At 69.2% G+C, this 16,200-nt stretch carries 15 protein-coding genes and 1 pseudogene; 7 read left to right on the forward strand and 9 right to left on the reverse strand.

What is annotated here, in order from left to right; all coding sequences use genetic code 11:
* Positions 1–36: 36 nt before the first annotated feature.
* On the reverse strand, positions 37–654 hold the full coding sequence (locus K3N28_RS01500; protein WP_228090702.1) for an RICIN domain-containing protein: 618 nt from the start codon (positions 652–654) through the stop codon (positions 37–39).
* Positions 655–704: 50 nt separating this feature from the next.
* A complete protein-coding gene (locus K3N28_RS01505; RefSeq protein WP_228090703.1) occupies positions 705–1,787 on the reverse strand; it encodes a non-reducing end alpha-L-arabinofuranosidase family hydrolase in 1,083 nt (360 codons plus the stop codon).
* 183 nt (positions 1,788–1,970) lie between these two features.
* On the opposite strand from K3N28_RS01505, the gene K3N28_RS01510 reads away from it, so the two are divergent.
* Positions 1,971–3,014 (forward strand): LacI family DNA-binding transcriptional regulator, encoded by a 1,044-nt coding sequence (locus K3N28_RS01510; RefSeq protein WP_228090704.1) that lies wholly within the window; start codon positions 1,971–1,973, stop codon positions 3,012–3,014.
* 78 nt (positions 3,015–3,092) lie between these two features.
* Here the strand turns inward: K3N28_RS01510 and K3N28_RS01515 are convergent, their stop codons facing one another.
* Complete coding sequence (locus K3N28_RS01515) at positions 3,093–4,769, reverse strand: hypothetical protein (RefSeq protein WP_228090705.1); 1,677 nt, start codon at positions 4,767–4,769, stop codon at positions 3,093–3,095.
* Positions 4,770–4,925: 156 nt separating this feature from the next.
* On the opposite strand from K3N28_RS01515, the gene K3N28_RS01520 reads away from it, so the two are divergent.
* The gene (locus K3N28_RS01520; protein WP_228090706.1) at positions 4,926–5,969 is read left to right on the forward strand and encodes a LacI family DNA-binding transcriptional regulator; all 1,044 of its coding nucleotides are present in this window, start codon (positions 4,926–4,928) and stop codon (positions 5,967–5,969) included.
* A gap of 275 nt (positions 5,970–6,244) precedes the next feature.
* On the opposite strand, the gene K3N28_RS01525 is transcribed toward K3N28_RS01520, so the two are convergent.
* Positions 6,245–6,799 (reverse strand): TetR/AcrR family transcriptional regulator, encoded by a 555-nt coding sequence (locus tag K3N28_RS01525; RefSeq protein WP_228090707.1) that lies wholly within the window; start codon positions 6,797–6,799, stop codon positions 6,245–6,247.
* Between the two features lie 40 nt (positions 6,800–6,839).
* On the opposite strand from K3N28_RS01525, the gene K3N28_RS01530 reads away from it, so the two are divergent.
* Entirely contained in the window at positions 6,840–7,532 is a 693-nt protein-coding gene (locus K3N28_RS01530) for an FMN-dependent NADH-azoreductase (RefSeq protein WP_374209640.1), read from the forward strand.
* Positions 7,529–7,852: a multidrug efflux SMR transporter gene (locus tag K3N28_RS01535; protein WP_228090709.1), complete on the forward strand. Its 324-nt coding sequence runs from the start codon at positions 7,529–7,531 to the stop codon at positions 7,850–7,852. Before K3N28_RS01530 ends, K3N28_RS01535 begins: the two co-directional genes overlap by 4 nt.
* Positions 7,853–8,243: 391 nt before the next feature.
* Here the strand turns inward: K3N28_RS01535 and K3N28_RS01540 are convergent, their stop codons facing one another.
* Entirely contained in the window at positions 8,244–9,464 is a 1,221-nt protein-coding gene (locus tag K3N28_RS01540; RefSeq protein ID WP_374209641.1) for an MFS transporter, read from the reverse strand.
* 148 nt (positions 9,465–9,612) lie between these two features.
* Here K3N28_RS01540 and K3N28_RS23455 point away from each other — a divergent pair.
* Positions 9,613–9,835, forward strand: a pseudogene (locus K3N28_RS23455) (hypothetical protein); the annotation flags it as partial.
* A gap of 185 nt (positions 9,836–10,020) precedes the next feature.
* Here the strand turns inward: K3N28_RS23455 and K3N28_RS01545 are convergent.
* Positions 10,021–11,424, reverse strand: coding sequence for a TrkH family potassium uptake protein (locus K3N28_RS01545; RefSeq protein WP_228090711.1), 1,404 nt, complete (start codon positions 11,422–11,424; stop codon positions 10,021–10,023).
* 133 nt (positions 11,425–11,557) lie between these two features.
* On the opposite strand from K3N28_RS01545, the gene K3N28_RS01550 reads away from it, so the two are divergent.
* Entirely contained in the window at positions 11,558–12,673 is a 1,116-nt protein-coding gene (locus tag K3N28_RS01550; protein ID WP_228090712.1) for an ATP-binding protein, read from the forward strand.
* Entirely contained in the window at positions 12,670–13,353 is a 684-nt protein-coding gene (locus tag K3N28_RS01555) for a response regulator (protein WP_228090713.1), read from the forward strand. Before K3N28_RS01550 ends, K3N28_RS01555 begins: the two co-directional genes overlap by 4 nt.
* 20 nt (positions 13,354–13,373) lie before the next feature.
* Here the strand turns inward: K3N28_RS01555 and K3N28_RS01560 are convergent, their stop codons facing one another.
* From K3N28_RS01560 to K3N28_RS01570, 3 genes are all read right to left on the reverse strand, one after another.
* Positions 13,374–13,979 (reverse strand): hypothetical protein, encoded by a 606-nt coding sequence (locus tag K3N28_RS01560; protein WP_228090714.1) that lies wholly within the window; start codon positions 13,977–13,979, stop codon positions 13,374–13,376.
* A 159-nt stretch (positions 13,980–14,138) separates the two neighbouring features.
* Positions 14,139–15,200, reverse strand: a complete 1,062-nt coding sequence (locus tag K3N28_RS01565) for an AI-2E family transporter (RefSeq protein ID WP_228090715.1) — start codon at positions 15,198–15,200, stop codon at positions 14,139–14,141.
* A 168-nt stretch (positions 15,201–15,368) separates the two neighbouring features.
* Positions 15,369–16,007 (reverse strand): universal stress protein, encoded by a 639-nt coding sequence (locus K3N28_RS01570; RefSeq protein WP_228090716.1) that lies wholly within the window; start codon positions 16,005–16,007, stop codon positions 15,369–15,371.
* Positions 16,008–16,200 lie beyond the last annotated feature (193 nt).

Here is a 16,200-nt window from a genome sequence, read left to right on the forward strand (position 1 = left end):
CCGGCGGGTGCGCCGCCCGGCCCGGTCCCGGATCGGTCACTTCGAGGCGGAGGCGATGTCGGCGAGGACGGTGTCCGCACCGCAGGCGGCGCCCACGGGGATGAGCGAGAACTGCTGGTTCGCGGCGCCCGTCGGGGCCCATTGGCGGATCGGGTCGCCGGCGGTGGTCGACCAGTTGTAGACGTCGAGCGCCTTGCCCGAGTGGCGGTTGACGAACGAGTAGTAACCGGCCGAGTCCCTGGTGACCCGCCACTGCTGGTTGTCGCCGTTCAAGTTGGTGTACTGCGCGATGGTGCCGCCGTCGGCGGTGCTGAAGTTCCAGACGTCGAGCACCTGCCCGGAGTGGCGGGCCTGGATCCGGTAGTGGCCGTTGCCGCTGTCGATGAAGCGGAACTGCTGGTTCGCGTTCTCGTAGTTGGTGTACTGGGTCAGGATCGCGCCGGTCGCGGTCGAGGCGCCCTGGATGTCGAACGCGAGGCCGGAGTGGCGGGAGACGATCGTGTACCAGTCGCTCGTGTTCGGCGGCTGCGCCTCGGCACGGTCGACGGGGAAGGCGACCATGGCAGCGGTCGCCACCACGATGACCGCCGCGAGCGCGGCCAGGCCGCGGGCCCAGCGGGACGGGAACGAGCAGTCGGGTGCGGCCGAAGTCATCGGGGGCTCCTTGGCGGACTCGGGAACGGGGGACGAGGGATTCGGAGGAGTCAGCACGGGTCGGCTCCTTGGAGGGTCAGGAGGCCGAGCCGGTAGGGCAGCTGCGAGTAGTCGCCGCCGGAGTTCGGGTTGCGGCCCTGGTAGAGCATCTGGAAGTTGCCGGTGTCGATGTCCATGGTCTGGTCGCGGCCGGATCTGATGAGCTCGCCGTGGCTGATGTCCCTCGTCCAGGCGCCTCCCGGGAAGGAGACGTTCGCGGCTCCCGCGAACGGGGCGGACTGGCTGACGGCCTGGGGCCGCCACTGGCCGTTGAGGCCCTCGGCGGTGTAGGAGCGGTAGTACCGCGCGCCGTCCGACCCGATCGACTCCCACAGCAGGAGATAGGTGTTCGAGTCGTCGACCTGGTACACCGCCCCGCCCTCGAAGAGGTTGTTCTTGGTGTCCTGCAGCACGATCTTGGTGTTGCGGAAGCCGTTCGGGAACTCCCCCACGGTGGTCTCGGCCCGGTAGACGTGCCCGTTGTCGTCGGCGGAGAACAGGTAGCACATCGTGCTGTCGCAGATGACCCAGTAGTCCAGCCAGTGGCCGTCGCCGATGTTGTCCCTGACGATCTGCGGCATCGAGCTCTGGAAGTTCCGCGGCGCCGACCAGCTGCTCGGGTCGTTGATGTTCGCGGTGGTGGAGTACGAGGGCAGGCCGGTCTGGTAGACGAGGTACCAGAGCCGCTGCGGCTCGTAATAGAACACGTGGGGTGCGGCGGCGTACCGGGAGCCGATGTTCGGGTTGGCGTCGAGGAAGGTGTGGGGCGCGGACGAGGCCTGACTCCAGTCGTTGAAGCCGGTGTAGGCGAGGCTCCAGGCTCCGGCGGTGTTCGCGACGGTGAAGAAGACGTGCCATTTGCCGCCGGCGTCCTGGACCACGGTGGGGTCTTTGGCGGAGACGACGTTGTGGCTCGGGTTCGGTTTGGGACCGATGAGGGCCCCGGTCGATTCCCAGCTGTAGCTCGTCGGGAGCGCTTGGGCGCCGACCTCGTCGGCGGTCGGGCTCTGGGCGTTGGCGGTGAGCGCGGTGGCGGCGAGGGCCGCGGCGGCGGCCAGCGCGGCGAGCGCTCCCAGCAGTCTGGTCCGGGTCATTCGGCTTCCTTCCAGGTGAGGCGGGAGGCTGCTCTGTTATCGATCACAGATGCAAGCCGGTTTCGAAACGTTCGAGTTAGATTCCGAAACTTAATAGATTCGAACTATAGAGACTTATCGATACCCAGTCAACGGCCGGGGCGAAGTTGCGACGGGTGTTGCGCCTGGCGTTAGACTGCCGCGATGAGCCCCTCCGCCGCTTCCGGGCCGACTCCTGATGGACCGTTGACGATCGCCCAGCTCGCCGCGCTGGCCGGCGTCTCCACCGCGACCGTCTCGAAAGTGGTCAACGGCCGTTCGGACGTGTCCGCGGCGACCCGTGAGCAGATCGAGGACCTCATCCGGACCCGCGGTTACCGGCGGCAGCGGCGGCCCACGAAATCGGCGGCGCTCATCGACGTCCTCTTCCACGAGCTGCGAGGCCTGTACGCGATCGAGATCCTCAACGGCGTCCAAGAGGTCGCGCACGAGCACCGGCTCGGCGTCGTCCTCTCCGAGATGGGCGGACGCCACGTGCCCGGGCACGACTGGGTCGAGGAGGTCCTGGCCCGCCGGCCGATCGGCGTCGTCTCGGTGTTCTCCGGCCTGACGACCGAGCAGAGCGACCGGCTCTACAGCCGCGACATCCCGCTGGTCCTGCTGGACCCCACCGGCGACCCCGATCCCGACGTGCCCTCGGCGGGCGCGAGCAACTGGAACGGCGGCCTCGCGGCCGCCCGGCATCTCGTGGGGCTCGGGCACCGGCGCATCGCGGTCATCACGGGCCCCGACCACATGGAGGCCGCCAGGGCCCGCCTCGACGGCTTCCGGTCCGGATTGGACATGGCGGGCGCGCCGATCGACCCGGCCCTCGTCCGCCCCGGCGACTTCGAGATCGAGACCGGACGGGACCTGGCGTCGGACCTGCTGCGGCTCGACGCACCGCCCACGGCGATCTTCGCCTGCAACGACGGAACCGCGCTCGGCGTCTACCACGCCGCGGCGAAACTGGGGGTGCGCATCCCCGAGGACCTCAGCGTGGTCGGCTTCGACGACCTGCCGAAGGCGAAGTGGACGGTGCCGCCGCTCACCACGGTCCGCCAACCGCTCAAGGCGATGGGAGCCGCGGCGGCACGGATGATCCTCGCGCTCGCCGCGGGCGAGCCGCTGCCGCAGCAGCGCGTCGAACTCGCCACCGAGCTGGTGGTGCGCGAGAGCACCGCCCCGCCGCGCGACCGAACGGCGTAGTCGACGCGGCCGAACCGATCGCGCACACCGATGAGGCGGCCCGGCAAGGGCCGCGCCGCCGGTTCGGGCCCCGCTGTGTCAGTCCGACTGCCACACGGACATCACGGCCCACGGCGCGAGGTCGACGTCGAGATCGAGCACGCCGGACTCGGGAACGGTGAGCGCGAACCGCAGGAGCGCGTCAGCGACCGCGGCCAGGTACCGGTGCTCGGACCGGCTCGGATTGATCGGGCTTCCCATGCCGTACCAGGCCTCGGCGACGTTGCCGTGCTTCCAGTCGACGATCTCGACGAGGAAGGTCGTGCCCGGTTCCAGCCCGGCGATCGAGTGCCGGATCCTCCGGTTCGGGCCCTGCTCGGCGAGGGCGCGCGTCGCCTCGTACGAGTCCGCCGAGCCGACGGCCCGCAGGCCCATGTCCTCGGGGTAGTTGAAGAACACGGCCGACACCGCCGAGGTCCCGCTGTCGCGGGTCACCGCTCCGTGGGGAGTGGAGTGGAGCAGCCGGTCGCCGAGGCGGTTCAGCATGGCGAACGCGTGGAAGGTGGGCTTGTGGATGCCGTTCTCGTTCACCAGGCCGAAGCCGCCGTGGAACGGCCCGATGCCCGCGCCGCCCTCCTCGAACACGTCGGTGAAGGCCCAGTAGGAGATCGAGTCGGCGAGCGTGGCGCACTGCAGGTACGAGCGCGTGATCGAGGCGGCCGCGAACACCGTGTCGTGCATCCGGTCGCGGGAGGACGGGGACGTCGACCACTCCGTTATGTGGATCTCCGCTTCCGGGTAGGCGCTGCCGGCGACGAGCTTCCGCAGGAGCGCGAGGTCGTCGCGCGTGGCGTCGGCGTAGCGGGCGAGCGGCACCCCGACGCCGTCGGCGCCGAACGCGTAGTCGGTCGGGTACGTGTGGGTGGAGATGAAGTCGATCGGGACCTGCCGCCGCTCGCACCAGGCCAGGAACTCCTCGATCCACACCGGACGCCAGTCGAGCGCGTCCACGTCTTCGGCGGCGGCGGTCTCATGTTCCTCGGCACGATCCTGAACCTCGCCCTTGTACCGGTCGTCGGGCACGAAGACGCTCGTGGAGGGACCGCCGACCCGCAGCTCGGGGTCGATCCGCTTGATCGCCCCCGCAGTCTGCTCGTAGAGCTCGAAGTACTGCGTCCGGGTTCCGGTCCAGAAGTGCGGCACGAGATTCGGCTCGTTCCACACCTCGAACCGCCATTGACGGACCTCTGCCGGGCCGTAGCGGTCGATCCAGTGCTCCACCGTCTTGGTCACCAGTTCGACCCAGCGCGACATGTCCTTGGGCGGGCTGCAGTGCGCCCGCCACCAGAACAGCGTCTCGGTCCGCGTCGCGAGCTCGCGGGGCATGAAGCCGAGTTCCACGAACGGGCGGGCGCCGCAGGCGAGGATGAAGTCGAACACCTTGTCCACGTAGCCGAACGTGTGGACCGGGGACTCCAGGGGCGTGTTCGGGCCGAAGCCGCCGCCGTCGCTCCCTCGGTAGACGAACATGTCGTCGTGGAAGACGCCGTGGAAGCGGATGAACTTGAAGCCGAGGGTGTCGACGGCTTCGGCGAACTGCCGCTGCCAGTCCGCCCGCAGCGCCTCGTTGGCCCTGCCCGCGCCGACGCATTCGCTCCAGACGTGCGGCAGGGCGGTCTCCTCGCACCGTTCGCCGTCGATGCGGAAACGGGGCCGGGGCATGGGGTGGGGGGTCATGGTCTCACTTCGCTCGTGGTCGGCGGCGTCGCGTCGCATTTCGAAATATTTTCGAAATATATTCGATCGGACTTCACGCTACCGTGAAGGACGATGCCAGTCAAACGGCTACTGAAGTGGGAGTTCACTCGGCAGCTCGCCTCATCCGGACGATGTTAGGATCGAAAGGTTTTCGAATCTTGAACGGAGCGCCTGATGGGTCGGCAACCACGAGCTGAGCGAGTCACCCTGGCCGACGTCGCGCTGCGGGCAGGTGTCTCATCGGCGACCGTCTCGAAAGTCCTCAACGGCCGCACCGACGTCTCCGCCCGTACGCGCGAGCATGTCCTCGGCGTCATCGCCGAAACCGGCTACCGGTCGACGACGCCGCGGCACGACCGCCCCCGGAGGCAGGCGCTCGTGGTCGTCGTCGACTTCATGGCTTCCCCCTACGCGGGCACCGTGCTTCAGGAGATCCTCGCCGCCGCCACCGAGAAGGCCACCGATCTGCTGCTCCGCCTGCCGCCGGACGCGTCGATCGGCGCCAGCACCAAGCCCGCTCACACCTGGATCACGCAGCAGCAGGTCGCAGGCGCGGTGGGCCTCATCGAGCTCGCCGTCGCCGTGCCCGACACGGTGCTCACCGCCGCGAACGAGTGCGAACTGCCGATCGTCACGATCGATCCGATCGGCACGGCAGGGTCCCGCGCCGTCACCATCGGTTCCACCAACTGGGCCGGCGGGCGCTCCGCGACCGACCACCTCATCCGCTTCGGCCACCGCAGGATCGCCTGGATCGGCGGCCCGGTGAACTCGGCCCCTTCGGCTGAGCGCTTCCACGGATACCGGGCCGCACTCGAGGCCGCCGACCTCGCAGCGGAACGAGATCTGATCCGCCACGACGCGTTCCTGGTCGAGGCGGGGTTCCGCCACGGCCATGACATGCTTTCGCTCCCGACGCCCCCCACCGCCGTCGTCGCGGGCAACGACGAGATCGCCATCGGGGTCCTGGCCGCGGCGAAGGAGCTGGGCGTCGACGTCCCACGCCAATGCTCCGTCACCGGATTCGACGACACCCCGCAGACCGAATGGACCACGCCCGCCCTCACTTCGGTGCGGCAGCCGCTCGCGGGCATGGGCCGGATGGCCGTCGAGACCGTCCTCGGCATGGCGAACGGCGCCCAGCCCGCGTCCCGCCACCTCCAGCTGGCGACCGCCCTCACCGTCCGCGACTCGACGGGGCCCGCCCCGATGGACTGACCCGATCGAAGCTCGATCCCCCGAGCCCCTGCGGATACGCAATGCCATCACCGACCCTGCCAGGTTCGCTTTGCCGGGATCGAACCGGTGACGAGTCGGCAACGGTTTCTCGATGCCCCCGCTCACTTCGATACGCGCAGACGGTTCACCGCCGTCGCGGGAGTAAACCGATCTGACTTATAACCCGCCCGAGGAGCCGTGGAGGAGCTGGTCAGGTGCGTGGGGGTAGCGGCATAACCCGCCCAGGACGCAAACCCGCACACTTTGAACGTGTCTCAGTCGGTCAGGACCGAGGCGAGGCGTGTGAGGGCGGTCTTGACCTGGTCGGGGGAGAGTCCTTGCCCGCGTTGATGGGCGAAGACGTCAGGAGCGAGGGGGGCAAGGAGGATGTCGGCGAGGGGATCGGGTGAGGCGATGCCGGCCGCCCGTGCGAGCGACAGGACGTGGGCGCGCCAGAAGCGGTAGGCGCCGACTTCGAAGCGGCGCCCGCCGACTTCGGTGGCGAGGGCGAGGTCGCCGTGGGTCTCGAGCAGGTCCACCATCGCCGCGTAGAAGGCGGCGAGGCGATCGACCGGCGGAGCACCCGGGCCCAGGGGCGGAGGGCCTTCCAACAAGTCGCGCTGAAGGCGCCTTTCGTGCTCGTCGAGCAGCGCGACGGCGATGGAGGCGATATCGGGGTAGCGGCGGTACAGGGTCCCGCGGCCGACGCCGGCGGCCTTCGCGATGTCGTCCATCGTCACCGTCCGGGGGTCCTTCGCGGCGAACAGTTCGGCCGCGGCGGTCAGCACCTTGGCGCGGTTGCGGGCCGCATCGGCGCGCTCCTTCCTCATGGTGGCGAGCATAACAGGCAAGTGGACGGCATGACCGGTTATGCTCGGCAGTAAGTGGTCATCGTGTCCACTTATCTGCCGAGGAGGAACCGTGCTCCTGCACCTTGACGCCAGCGCCCGCCGCCACTCGTTCAGCCGTGAGATCGGCGACGCCGTCGCCGACGCCTGGAGACAGACGCATCCCCACTCCGCCTACGTCCACCGCGACCTCGCCTACGACCCGCCGCCGCCGATCGACCAGGCATGGACCGAGCTGTGCGACTACGTCCTGAAGCACCAGATCACCGACCCCGCCCGGTACCGAGAGGCCGTCCGCACCCCTGAGCAGGCGAAGGCGTGGTCCATCGTCGAGCCGCTCCTGACCGAACTGGTCACCGCCGATGCGGTGCTCATCGCGACGCCGATGTACAACTTCTCCATCCCCGCCGCCCTCAAAGCGTGGATCGACCAGGTCACCTTCCCCAAGATGTCCCTGGCCGGCACCCGCTTCGTCGTCGCCTACGCCCGCGGCGGCGCCTACGGCCCGGGCAAACCACGGGAACCGTTCGATCATCACGAGCGCTATCTGCGCGACTTCTTCGCCGGCCACTTCGCCGTCGAAGAGGCCGTGTTCGTCGGCACCGAGATGGTCAACGCGCTCCTCGACCCGGTCCTGGCCGATCGACGCGACGAGCACGAGCGCTCCCGCGCCGCCGCCCTGGCCGCCGCCCGCGAGATCGGAGCAGGGCTGTGAGCTGGTGGATCCTCATCGCCGCCGGCATCGTGGAGATCGCGTGGGCGATGAGCATCAAGCCCACGGCAGGATTCACCCGCTTCTGGCCCACGGTCCTGTGCGTGGCGCTGATGGGGCTCGCCGCCTTCCTGCTGTCGGTCGCGATCCGCGATCTGCCGACCGGCACCGCCTACGCGGTCTTCACCGGGATCGGAGCGATCGGCGCCGTCACGTTGGGCATCGTCCTCAACCGGGACCCCGTGACGACCGGACGAATCGTGGCGATCGCGCTCATATGCTGCGGAGTCGTCCTCGCCAGGATCACCGCACCCTCCGAGTAACAGCCCACCACGCCAGCTGCAGACCCACACGCAGCGACTGAAGCGGCCGACGCCGCGACCGAGCAAACCGGGAGACCGGGCGGATTGAGCAAGTGAGCTGAGCTTCCTCGGCGGCGAGAACGGCCCTCAGATGACGACCGGACCGCGTGTCTGCAGTGAGCCTGTCGCAACTTGATCGGTGTTCGTGGTCATCGAGAACTTGAACGGCCTTGGCGATCCGAGTGGCCCGATTCGGATCGCAGCGGACTTGGTCGAGGATCACCCGGGCTTTGAGCTGGGTGACCATGCGCTCTCCGGGTTCGCGGAGGCGGTTGCACTCCTTACCCCTGAGGCTTGCTCTTGCCCTTGATCGGCGTGGCGACCAGGTCGTGGCCGAGCCCCTGCGCGCCGATTAGTTCTTCGGATCAGGCCATGGGGCTCGCTTCGCGTAGTGCGCGTAGGCGACCAGTGCCGAGAGCATGGCCAAGACACCGCCGAGCGTCATGACCGCCGCAGGCGAGGAGCGGTCGACGACGACGCCTCCGGCGAGTGCCCCGAGGGCGATGGTGGCCTGGAACGACGCGGTGAACAGCACTGACGAGGCCTCAATGGAGTGCGGAGCGGACTTGGCGAACCAGGCCTGGGAGCAGACCGGAACACCGCCGTACGCGATCCCCCAGAGCGTGAGGAGCACGATCGCTCCGAACAGGCCGTGCCCGAGCACGGGCAGCAGCAGCGTGCTCACGGCGATCGCGGTCGCCACGGCCGCGAACGTGGCCCGCGGATACCGGGACACGGCTGCGCCGCAGAGGAAGTTGCCGATCATCCCGGCCACGCCGTAGACGAGCAGGACCGCGGTGACAGTGGTCGAACCCGCCGACGTGACGTCTTCCAGGAACGGCGTGACGTACGTGTAGGCGCCGAAATGGGCTGCCACGATGAGGAACGTCATCGTCAGCGCGAACCGCGTACCGGTACCTCGAAGCATGCTCCCCAGCTCCGACATGCGCGTCGGCCGCTCGGGCCGAAGCGTCGGAACGGTGAGGATCAGTGCCGCGAGGACGGCGGTGCTCAGGACTCCCATGACGACGAACGCCGTGCGCCAGCCAGCGATCTCGCCGATGAAGGTGCCCGCGGGGACCCCGAGCACCGACCCCAGCGGCACCGCGGAGAAGATCGCCGCCGTCGCCCGGCCGACCAATGCAGGGGGCACGAGGCGGCTCGCCAGGCCGGCCCCGATCGACCAGAAGCCGCCGATGGTGACGCCGACGAGCACCCTGGAGAGCAGCAGCAGCCAGTAGTCCGTGGCCGCTGCGGCGAGGAAATTGGCGACAGCCAGCAGCAGGATGAGGGCGCACAGCATCGCCCGGCGATCGAAGCGTGCCGTCGTGACGGTCACCAGTGGGGCGGCGACCGCCGCTAGAAGCCCTGGCATGGTCATCATCAACCCGGCCATGCCGTCGGAGACGTCGAAGCTGGCACCGATGGAGGTCAGCAGGCCGATCGGCAGGATCTCGGTAGTGACGATGGCGAAGATGCCCGTCATCACTGAGACCACCGCCGGCCACGGGGTGAGGCCCGGGCGGTTCGCCGGCTCGGTCGTCCTTGTGGGAGGCGGGGCGGTGGTGTGCATGAACGGGCGTCCTGTCCTGGCGGCTGGAAGAGTGCGTGCGTTCCAGCTCATCAGGCGGCGCAACGGAATGCTGGCAGGATTGCGACGTCAACCGTGTCCCGCCCGGGGACCGCTTCATGACCGATGGTGCGAGATCGGCTGTCGAGTTGGCGATTTCATCGGGCGGAACCTGACCCCGATCGTCGACGGCGTCCTCGGACTGGTCGTGCGGCTGTTCCGGCGGGCAGAGCGCAGAAGCGGCGCTCGGTGACGACCTCCCCGGTTTCTTCGCGGCGCCGGTGGGCGATGAGGGCGCCGAGGACTATCGAGACCGGGGGCGCAAGCAGCTGAACCGAAACGTCGCACGCAAGCTGAGCCGGCCGGGAGGCTGACATGAGCATCCGGGACATCATCGAGGGCAAGCTTCTGCGACGGTCTGATCGAGGACCCGCCGACGTATGCCGGCCTCTGTCAGGAGTCGATTCACAAGCAGTCCTGACGCTCCGGGCGATGACCCGGCCAGCCATGATGAGGGCATCGCCGGACATCCGGTCCGGCCGTCGGGGGGGATCTGTTTTCAGCCGACCAGTGGACGGCCTTCGGGGTAGTGGTACAGGCGCCGCCGGGTGCGGATCGCCAGTGCCGTGGCCAGGAGGACCGGCCCGATGCGGCCGATGAACATCAACGCGATGATGAGCACCTTCGACGCCGCGTCGAGTTCGGCGGTGAGCCCGGTGGACTGGCCGACGGTGGCCAGGGCGGAGGCGACCTCGAAGGCGGACTCGTGGAGCGCGAATTCGGGGTGGAGGAGGGTCATGGCGACCACCGCGGTCACGTTGACAGCGACGTAGAGCAGCGCGATGGTGAGCGCCTGCCGGATGACGTTCACGCTCAGGCGGGTCCGGAACGCCGAGGCGTCGGGTTCGGCGCGCACCTCCGACCAGATCACCCACAGCAGGACGAAGAACGTGGTGACCTTGATGCCGCCGGAGGTCGATGCCGAACCGCCGCCGATGAACATGAGCACGATCGAGACGAGGACCGAGTGGTCCTCCATCGCCCCCACGTCGATCGAGTTGAAGCCGGTGGTGCGCAGCATCGCCGACTGGAAGAACGCCGACAGGGTCTTCTCGTGCCAGCCCATGGGGCCGAATGTGGCCGGGTTCGCCCATTCGAAGGCGAGGAAGACCACGAAGCCGCCCGCGAACAGGATGGTGGTGCCGGCGAGGGTCATCTTGGTGTGCAGGGTCCAGCGCTTGCGCCCCCAACCGCGCCGGGTGACCTCGAAGATCACCGGCATGCCCAGGCCTCCGATGATCGAGGCGGCGGTGATCGGGACGATGACGAGCGGGTCGTTCGCGAAACTCATGAGCGAGTCGGAGAACAGACTGAATCCGCCGTTGTTGAACGCGCTCACGCCGTGGAAGAGGCCCTGCCAGGCCGCTTCGCCGCGCCCCATGCCGTAGCCGTAGTGGAACCGCAGGGCCAGGACCAGCGCCACCGCGGCCTCGACGATGCCCGCCACGGCGAAGGCCCGGAAGATGACGCCCCTGAGGTCGCCGAGGTTCAGCGCCGAGTGCAGCTCGGCCTGGGCCATCAGACGCGAGCGGAGGCCGAGTCGTTTGGATACGAGCAGGCCCATGAACGCGGCGCTGGTCATGATGCCGAGGCCGCCGACCTGCATCGCGACCATGATGACCGCTTCGCCGAAGCCGGTCCAGTGGACGGGGGTGTCGACGGTGGCCAGACCGGTGACGGTGATGGCCGAGGTCGCGGTGAACACGGCGTCCAGCACGGTGGTGCCGCCGGGGTCGGCTTGGGCGATCGGGAGCATGAACAGGCCCGTGACCAGCGCGATGGCGCCGGCGAAGGTGAGCGGCACGAGTTTGATCGGCCGCCGGGCGAGATGCTCGAAGGCCGAGCGCAGGCCGATCGGTGAGGGCCCGGACGCCGTTCGCCGCAAGGAGGCCGCGTTTTTCACTCGGCGAGCGTATTTTCGTTCGGGCGCCTCCGGCTGCTCGGCGGCGTCAAGAATCCGTCAGGATCCGCGGTTCCGCTCACCCGGCCCCGCTCCTGGTGCCCGTACGGCCTGGGATGCGAGCATGCTTAGGGTTGTGACAGGTGGAACGACCGCGCGCCTATCGTGGCCGCGACGGCCCGGTCGAAGCCGGGACTTCATCGGCGCCCGACGCCGCCGCACCGGCTTCGCCCTGACCCTGCTCGGGCTCCCGGCGCTGGTGATATCGCTGGTGCCGCTGCGCGGCGAGCTCTCGTTCAGCAGCGTCATCCTGATCGTGCTGACCGCGGTCATGGGCATCACGCTCACCGGCGGCATGTGGCCGGCGCTCCTGGCGGCGCTGGTCGGATTCTTCGGACTCAACTACTTCTTCACCGAGCCGCACCACACCTTCATCGTCGCGCACGAGCGCCAAGTCGTCGCCCTGGTCGCGTTCGTGGTCCTGGCGCTGGGCGGGGCCAGCGTGGTGAACCTGTCGGCCGATCGGGCTCGCGCGGCCGCGCGAGCCCGATCGGAGGCGCAGGTGCTCGCCGAGGCCGACCGCCTGCGCACGGCGCTGCTGGCGGCGGTCTCCCACGACCTGCGGACGCCGCTGGCCTCGGCGCGCGCGGCGGTGGGCAGCCTGCGATTGAGCGGGAACCGGTTCACCGAAGCCGAACGCGCCGAACTGCTCGACAGCGCCGACATCTCGCTGGCGCGCCTGGGCGGCCTGGTGGACAACCTGCTCGACATGAGCCGCCTCCAGGCGGGTGTGCTCGGGGCCGAGCCGGTCCCGATCGCCCTGGACGAGGCGGTGCCGTCCGCGCTCGACGAGATCGGCGCCGCGGACGTGCGGATCCTCGTGCCGCCCGCCCTGCCCGAGGTGAGCGCCGATCCCGGCCTGCTGCAGCGCATCCTCGTGAACCTCGTCGGCAACGCGATGCGCTACAGCCCCTCCGACCGGCCGCCGCTCATCACGGCCAGCGAGGCAGGCGAGTCGGTGGAACTGCGTGTGACGGACTGCGGCCCGGGCGTGCCGGAGGAGGACTTCGAGCTGATGTTCACCCCGTTCCAGCGTCTGGGCGACACCGACAACAGCACCGGAGTGGGCCTGGGGCTGGCGCTCTCGCGCGGATTGGCCGAGGCGATGGGCGGCGCCCTCACTCCCGAGCCGACTCCGGCCGGGGGCTTGACCATGGTCCTGGCGCTGCCGACCGCGAGGCAGGAGCGATGACCAAGGTCCTGGTCGTCGACGACGACCCCCAGATCGTGCGGACGCTGCGGATCAACCTGGCGGCAGGCGGCTACGAGGTCGTGACGGCCGTCGACGGCACCGCCGCGCTCAGGTCCGCCGAGGCAACTGCACCGGACGTGGTCGTGCTCGACCTGGGCCTGCCGGACATGGACGGCACCGAGGTCATCACCGGTCTCCGCGGGTGGACGGCCGCGCCCATCCTGGTGCTCTCGGGCCGCACGGGCAGCACCGACAAGATCACCGCGCTCGACGTGGGCGCCGACGATTACGTGACCAAGCCGTTCGACATCGGCGAGCTGCTCGCCCGACTGCGGGCCATGGCACGGCGGCAGGGCGGCGAACCCGAACCCACGACTGTCCATATAGGAAACGTTCTCGTCGACCTCGCCGCTCGGACCGTCCACCGGGGCGCTGTGGAGATCCGGCTGACCCGTACCGAATGGCGACTCCTGGAGGTCCTCCTGCGCAACCCCGGCAAGCTGGTCGTCCAGCGCCGCCTCCTGCACGAGGTGTGGGGCCCGACGTACCGGCGCGAAACCAACTACTTGCGCCAGTACATGGCCCAGCTGCGCCGCAAACTCGAACCCGAACCGTCGAGGCCGGTCTACCTCCTCACCGAGCCCGGCATGGGATACCGCTTCAAACCCGACCCCGAGTGACCCTCAACCGGCTGGATCGTTCACGCAGCCTCGTACCCCGAGACGGGGCCATGGTTCGAACTCGAACCGACCGTGCGGGACCGACGTGCTGAACCGCGCCCCCGGTCCCGTCGGATCGCCCGAGTTCGAAGCCGCACCCCTGCTTTTCGGACGTTCGCAATCTGGTCGGCTTCGGCGCTGTAGTCCCGGCCGCCGGTGTCCTGGGGTACGAGCGTCCGCCCGGCCCCGAACTCGATCAGTCCGGCGAGGACGCTCACCGGTCCGCAGCAGAGCAGGCCGAGCCGGGCCAGGAACCAGCCGGTGGCGCGGGCGGTGGCACTGCGGTGGAACACGCCGATCGTCGCATAGAGCACTGCGAGGCACAGATAGACGACCGCTACGGCCCCGAAGGAGATCGAGAGGACCCAATCGACCTGGAGGAAGACGTAGTAGGCGTCTTCCCCGAGCCCCGGGTCGCGCTGGACCCGCCGTTCGAGCTCTTGGCGCACCGCGCCTTCGGAGGCGAGGAAGCCGATCGCGGCGAGGACCAGTGCGGCGGCGGTGAGGAAGCGCGTCCACACGATGACGGTCTCAGCCGGCTGACGCTTCGGTCGGATCGTCGGCGGCTCTCGGAGGTCCAGGGCCATCCCCGGAGCGGACGGCGCAGTGCGATTCGGCGTTCAATGGAGTCGAGGGCTTCCGGTATTGAGTCCTGTTGCGAGACAACGAAGGCAACTGCCGATGCCGTGGCCGACCTGATCCTGGAGGCGGCCGACACCACCGCCCGGGACCGTTCCCGATCGCGGTCAGTTGGCGTCGAGGCGCGGGTGGACGAGCTCTCGGACGACCAGTCGGACCGCGGCGTAGGTCGGGACGGCGAGGACCACGCCGACGACGCCGTAGAGCGTGGCTCCGATGAGGACGCTCACGAGCGCGGCGAGGTTGGAGACCTTGACGGCGCTGCCCATGATGGTCGGATAGATGAGCCAGTTCTCCACCTGCTGGTACACGACGAAGAAGATGAGCGCGGCGACCGCGGTCATCGGCGAGGAGGCGAGCGCGATGAGGATGACGATGCCCGATCCGATGAAGGCGCCGATCTGCGGGATGAGATCGGTGATCGCCACGATGAACGCCAGGATCACCGCGTAGGGGATGCCCGCGATCACCATGAAGACCCACGCGGACACTCCGGCGGTGAGGCCGATCACGAGCGCGCCGATGAGGTAGGAGCCCGCCTGGAGGAGGATGCGGTCGAGGATCTCTCCGGCCCGCTCGCGTTTGGAGTCGACGACGAGCCGCAGCGCGGCGTCCCTGATGCGGTCGTGCGCGGCGAGGATGAACAGCGACAGGAGCACGGCCGTGACGGCCCAGCCGACGACGGTGGCGGCCGAGGCCGCTCCGCCGAGGAGGCCGCCGGCCGCCGCCGAGAGGTTCTCGGCGGTGAGCAGCTCCTGGACGCGGTCGAGCAGCGCCGACTCGCCCCCGAAGCGCTCGGCGAGGGTCGACTGCATGAGCTGCTCGTAGTAGTCGGGCGCGGCGGCGACGAAGTCGGCGGTCTGCCTGACGATCGCGGGGATGACGAGCGCGAGGCCGCCGCAGAAGAACAGGAGGAGGCCGACGATGAGGATCGTCATCGCGAGCCAGCGCGGCAGGCCGTGCCGCGTCATGAACTGGACGGGGCGGTTGAGTCCCACGGCGAGGAATCCGGCGATGATCAGGACGATGATGAGCGTGTCGAGTTTCGTTACGGCCCAGATGAGGAGGGCGGCGAACCCGAGCCCGATGCCAAGGTAGAGGCCGGCCTGCACCGGAGGGGTCTGGGAAAGGCTGCGCCGCGTCGGCAACTGGGGAGCGTTTCCGGTCATACCAGGTGTCTAGCAGAGATTCCTTCACGTGTATCGGCTTCGGCGCTCCCGGTCGACGGGCGGGAGGTACGGCGCCCACGATCATCGGCAATGGCGTGTCGGACGCCGAGCGGATCGAGCCGGAGGCCTGCTCCGAGAAGTTCGCGGTGTGCTGCTGCCGGGGCGGGCTCAGCGCCTCGGCTCGCCCGCGCCCCCTGCCACCAGGACCGGGACGGGCGCCTGCTGGATCATGGTCTGGCTCACGTCGCCCATGAGCGCCTTCGACAGCCCCTTGCCGTGGCGGCCCACCACGATCACGTCGACGTCCCGCTCCTCGGCGTATCGCAGCAGCGCCCCGGCCGGGGGCCCCGCCAGCACCGCGGAGCTCACCTGGCGGTCGCTGATCCGCGCGGCTCTGCGGGCCAGCTCCTCCTCGACCCGCTGGATCGCCTCGGCGTCCTCCGAATCGACGTCGGCGGCTTCGGCGAGGTCGAAGTCCACGACTCTCGCCAGGATCAAGGAGTACCGGTCGCCGGGCAACAGGTCGAGCGCCGTGTCCAAGGCGCGTTCGGACGCCGGAGAGCCGTCGATGCCCACCAGCGCCCGCCGTTGCGCCGAGGAGTCGTCCCGGTCGCGTTCGGATTCGACCAGGCGCGAGTTCATCCGGGCCCGTTCGGGCGCTGAGGCGGCGAAAATGGGGCCCAGCAGCACCGCGAGGAGAATCCATCCGCGATCGCGATGGCCCTGCCGGGCCATCCACAGGAGCGCCACCAGCCCCGAGGCGGCCCACAACGCGATGATGATCAGCAACACTTCAAGTGCGGGCATCCCCCCATGCTAGGTGCGCCCCCATGCCCCGGCAAGGCGTTCGCCGCTCCCGAATCGAAATAGCCGAAACCGGTTTGACGCGCGCCCAAAGGGAAACATCATTAGGTCCGCGGCAGACCGGTGGCGACCGAGCACTGCCGCCGTCCGCCGCCCCGTCGGGGCGGCGGACGCCTGTGCGCTTCGGTCGCGAAAG

The organism is Glycomyces sp. TRM65418 (assembly GCF_019710475.1).
Classification (GTDB): domain Bacteria; phylum Actinomycetota; class Actinomycetes; order Mycobacteriales; family Micromonosporaceae; genus Glycomyces.

What these genes read in the sequence shown, in the direction of transcription:
- K3N28_RS01555 (WP_228090713.1), top strand. Translation starts at nt 12,670, where the DNA reads ATGACCAAGGTCCTGGTCGTCGACGACGACCCCCAGATCGTGCGGACG.
- K3N28_RS01565 (WP_228090715.1), bottom strand. Translation starts at nt 15,200, where the DNA reads ATGACCGGAAACGCTCCCCAGTTGCCGACGCGGCGCAGCCTTTCCCAG.
- K3N28_RS01560 (WP_228090714.1), bottom strand. Translation starts at nt 13,979, where the DNA reads ATGGCCCTGGACCTCCGAGAGCCGCCGACGATCCGACCGAAGCGTCAG.
- K3N28_RS01500 (WP_228090702.1), bottom strand. Translation starts at nt 654, where the DNA reads ATGACTTCGGCCGCACCCGACTGCTCGTTCCCGTCCCGCTGGGCCCGC.
- K3N28_RS01510 (WP_228090704.1), top strand. Translation starts at nt 1,971, where the DNA reads ATGAGCCCCTCCGCCGCTTCCGGGCCGACTCCTGATGGACCGTTGACG.
- K3N28_RS01570 (WP_228090716.1), bottom strand. Translation starts at nt 16,007, where the DNA reads ATGCCCGCACTTGAAGTGTTGCTGATCATCATCGCGTTGTGGGCCGCC.
- K3N28_RS01520 (WP_228090706.1), top strand. Translation starts at nt 4,926, where the DNA reads ATGGGTCGGCAACCACGAGCTGAGCGAGTCACCCTGGCCGACGTCGCG.
- K3N28_RS01515 (WP_228090705.1), bottom strand. Translation starts at nt 4,769, where the DNA reads ATGCGACGCGACGCCGCCGACCACGAGCGAAGTGAGACCATGACCCCC.
- K3N28_RS01540 (WP_374209641.1), bottom strand. Translation starts at nt 9,464, where the DNA reads ATGCACACCACCGCCCCGCCTCCCACAAGGACGACCGAGCCGGCGAAC.
- K3N28_RS01505 (WP_228090703.1), bottom strand. Translation starts at nt 1,787, where the DNA reads ATGACCCGGACCAGACTGCTGGGAGCGCTCGCCGCGCTGGCCGCCGCC.
- K3N28_RS01530 (WP_374209640.1), top strand. Translation starts at nt 6,840, where the DNA reads ATGCTCGGCAGTAAGTGGTCATCGTGTCCACTTATCTGCCGAGGAGGA.
- K3N28_RS01525 (WP_228090707.1), bottom strand. Translation starts at nt 6,799, where the DNA reads ATGAGGAAGGAGCGCGCCGATGCGGCCCGCAACCGCGCCAAGGTGCTG.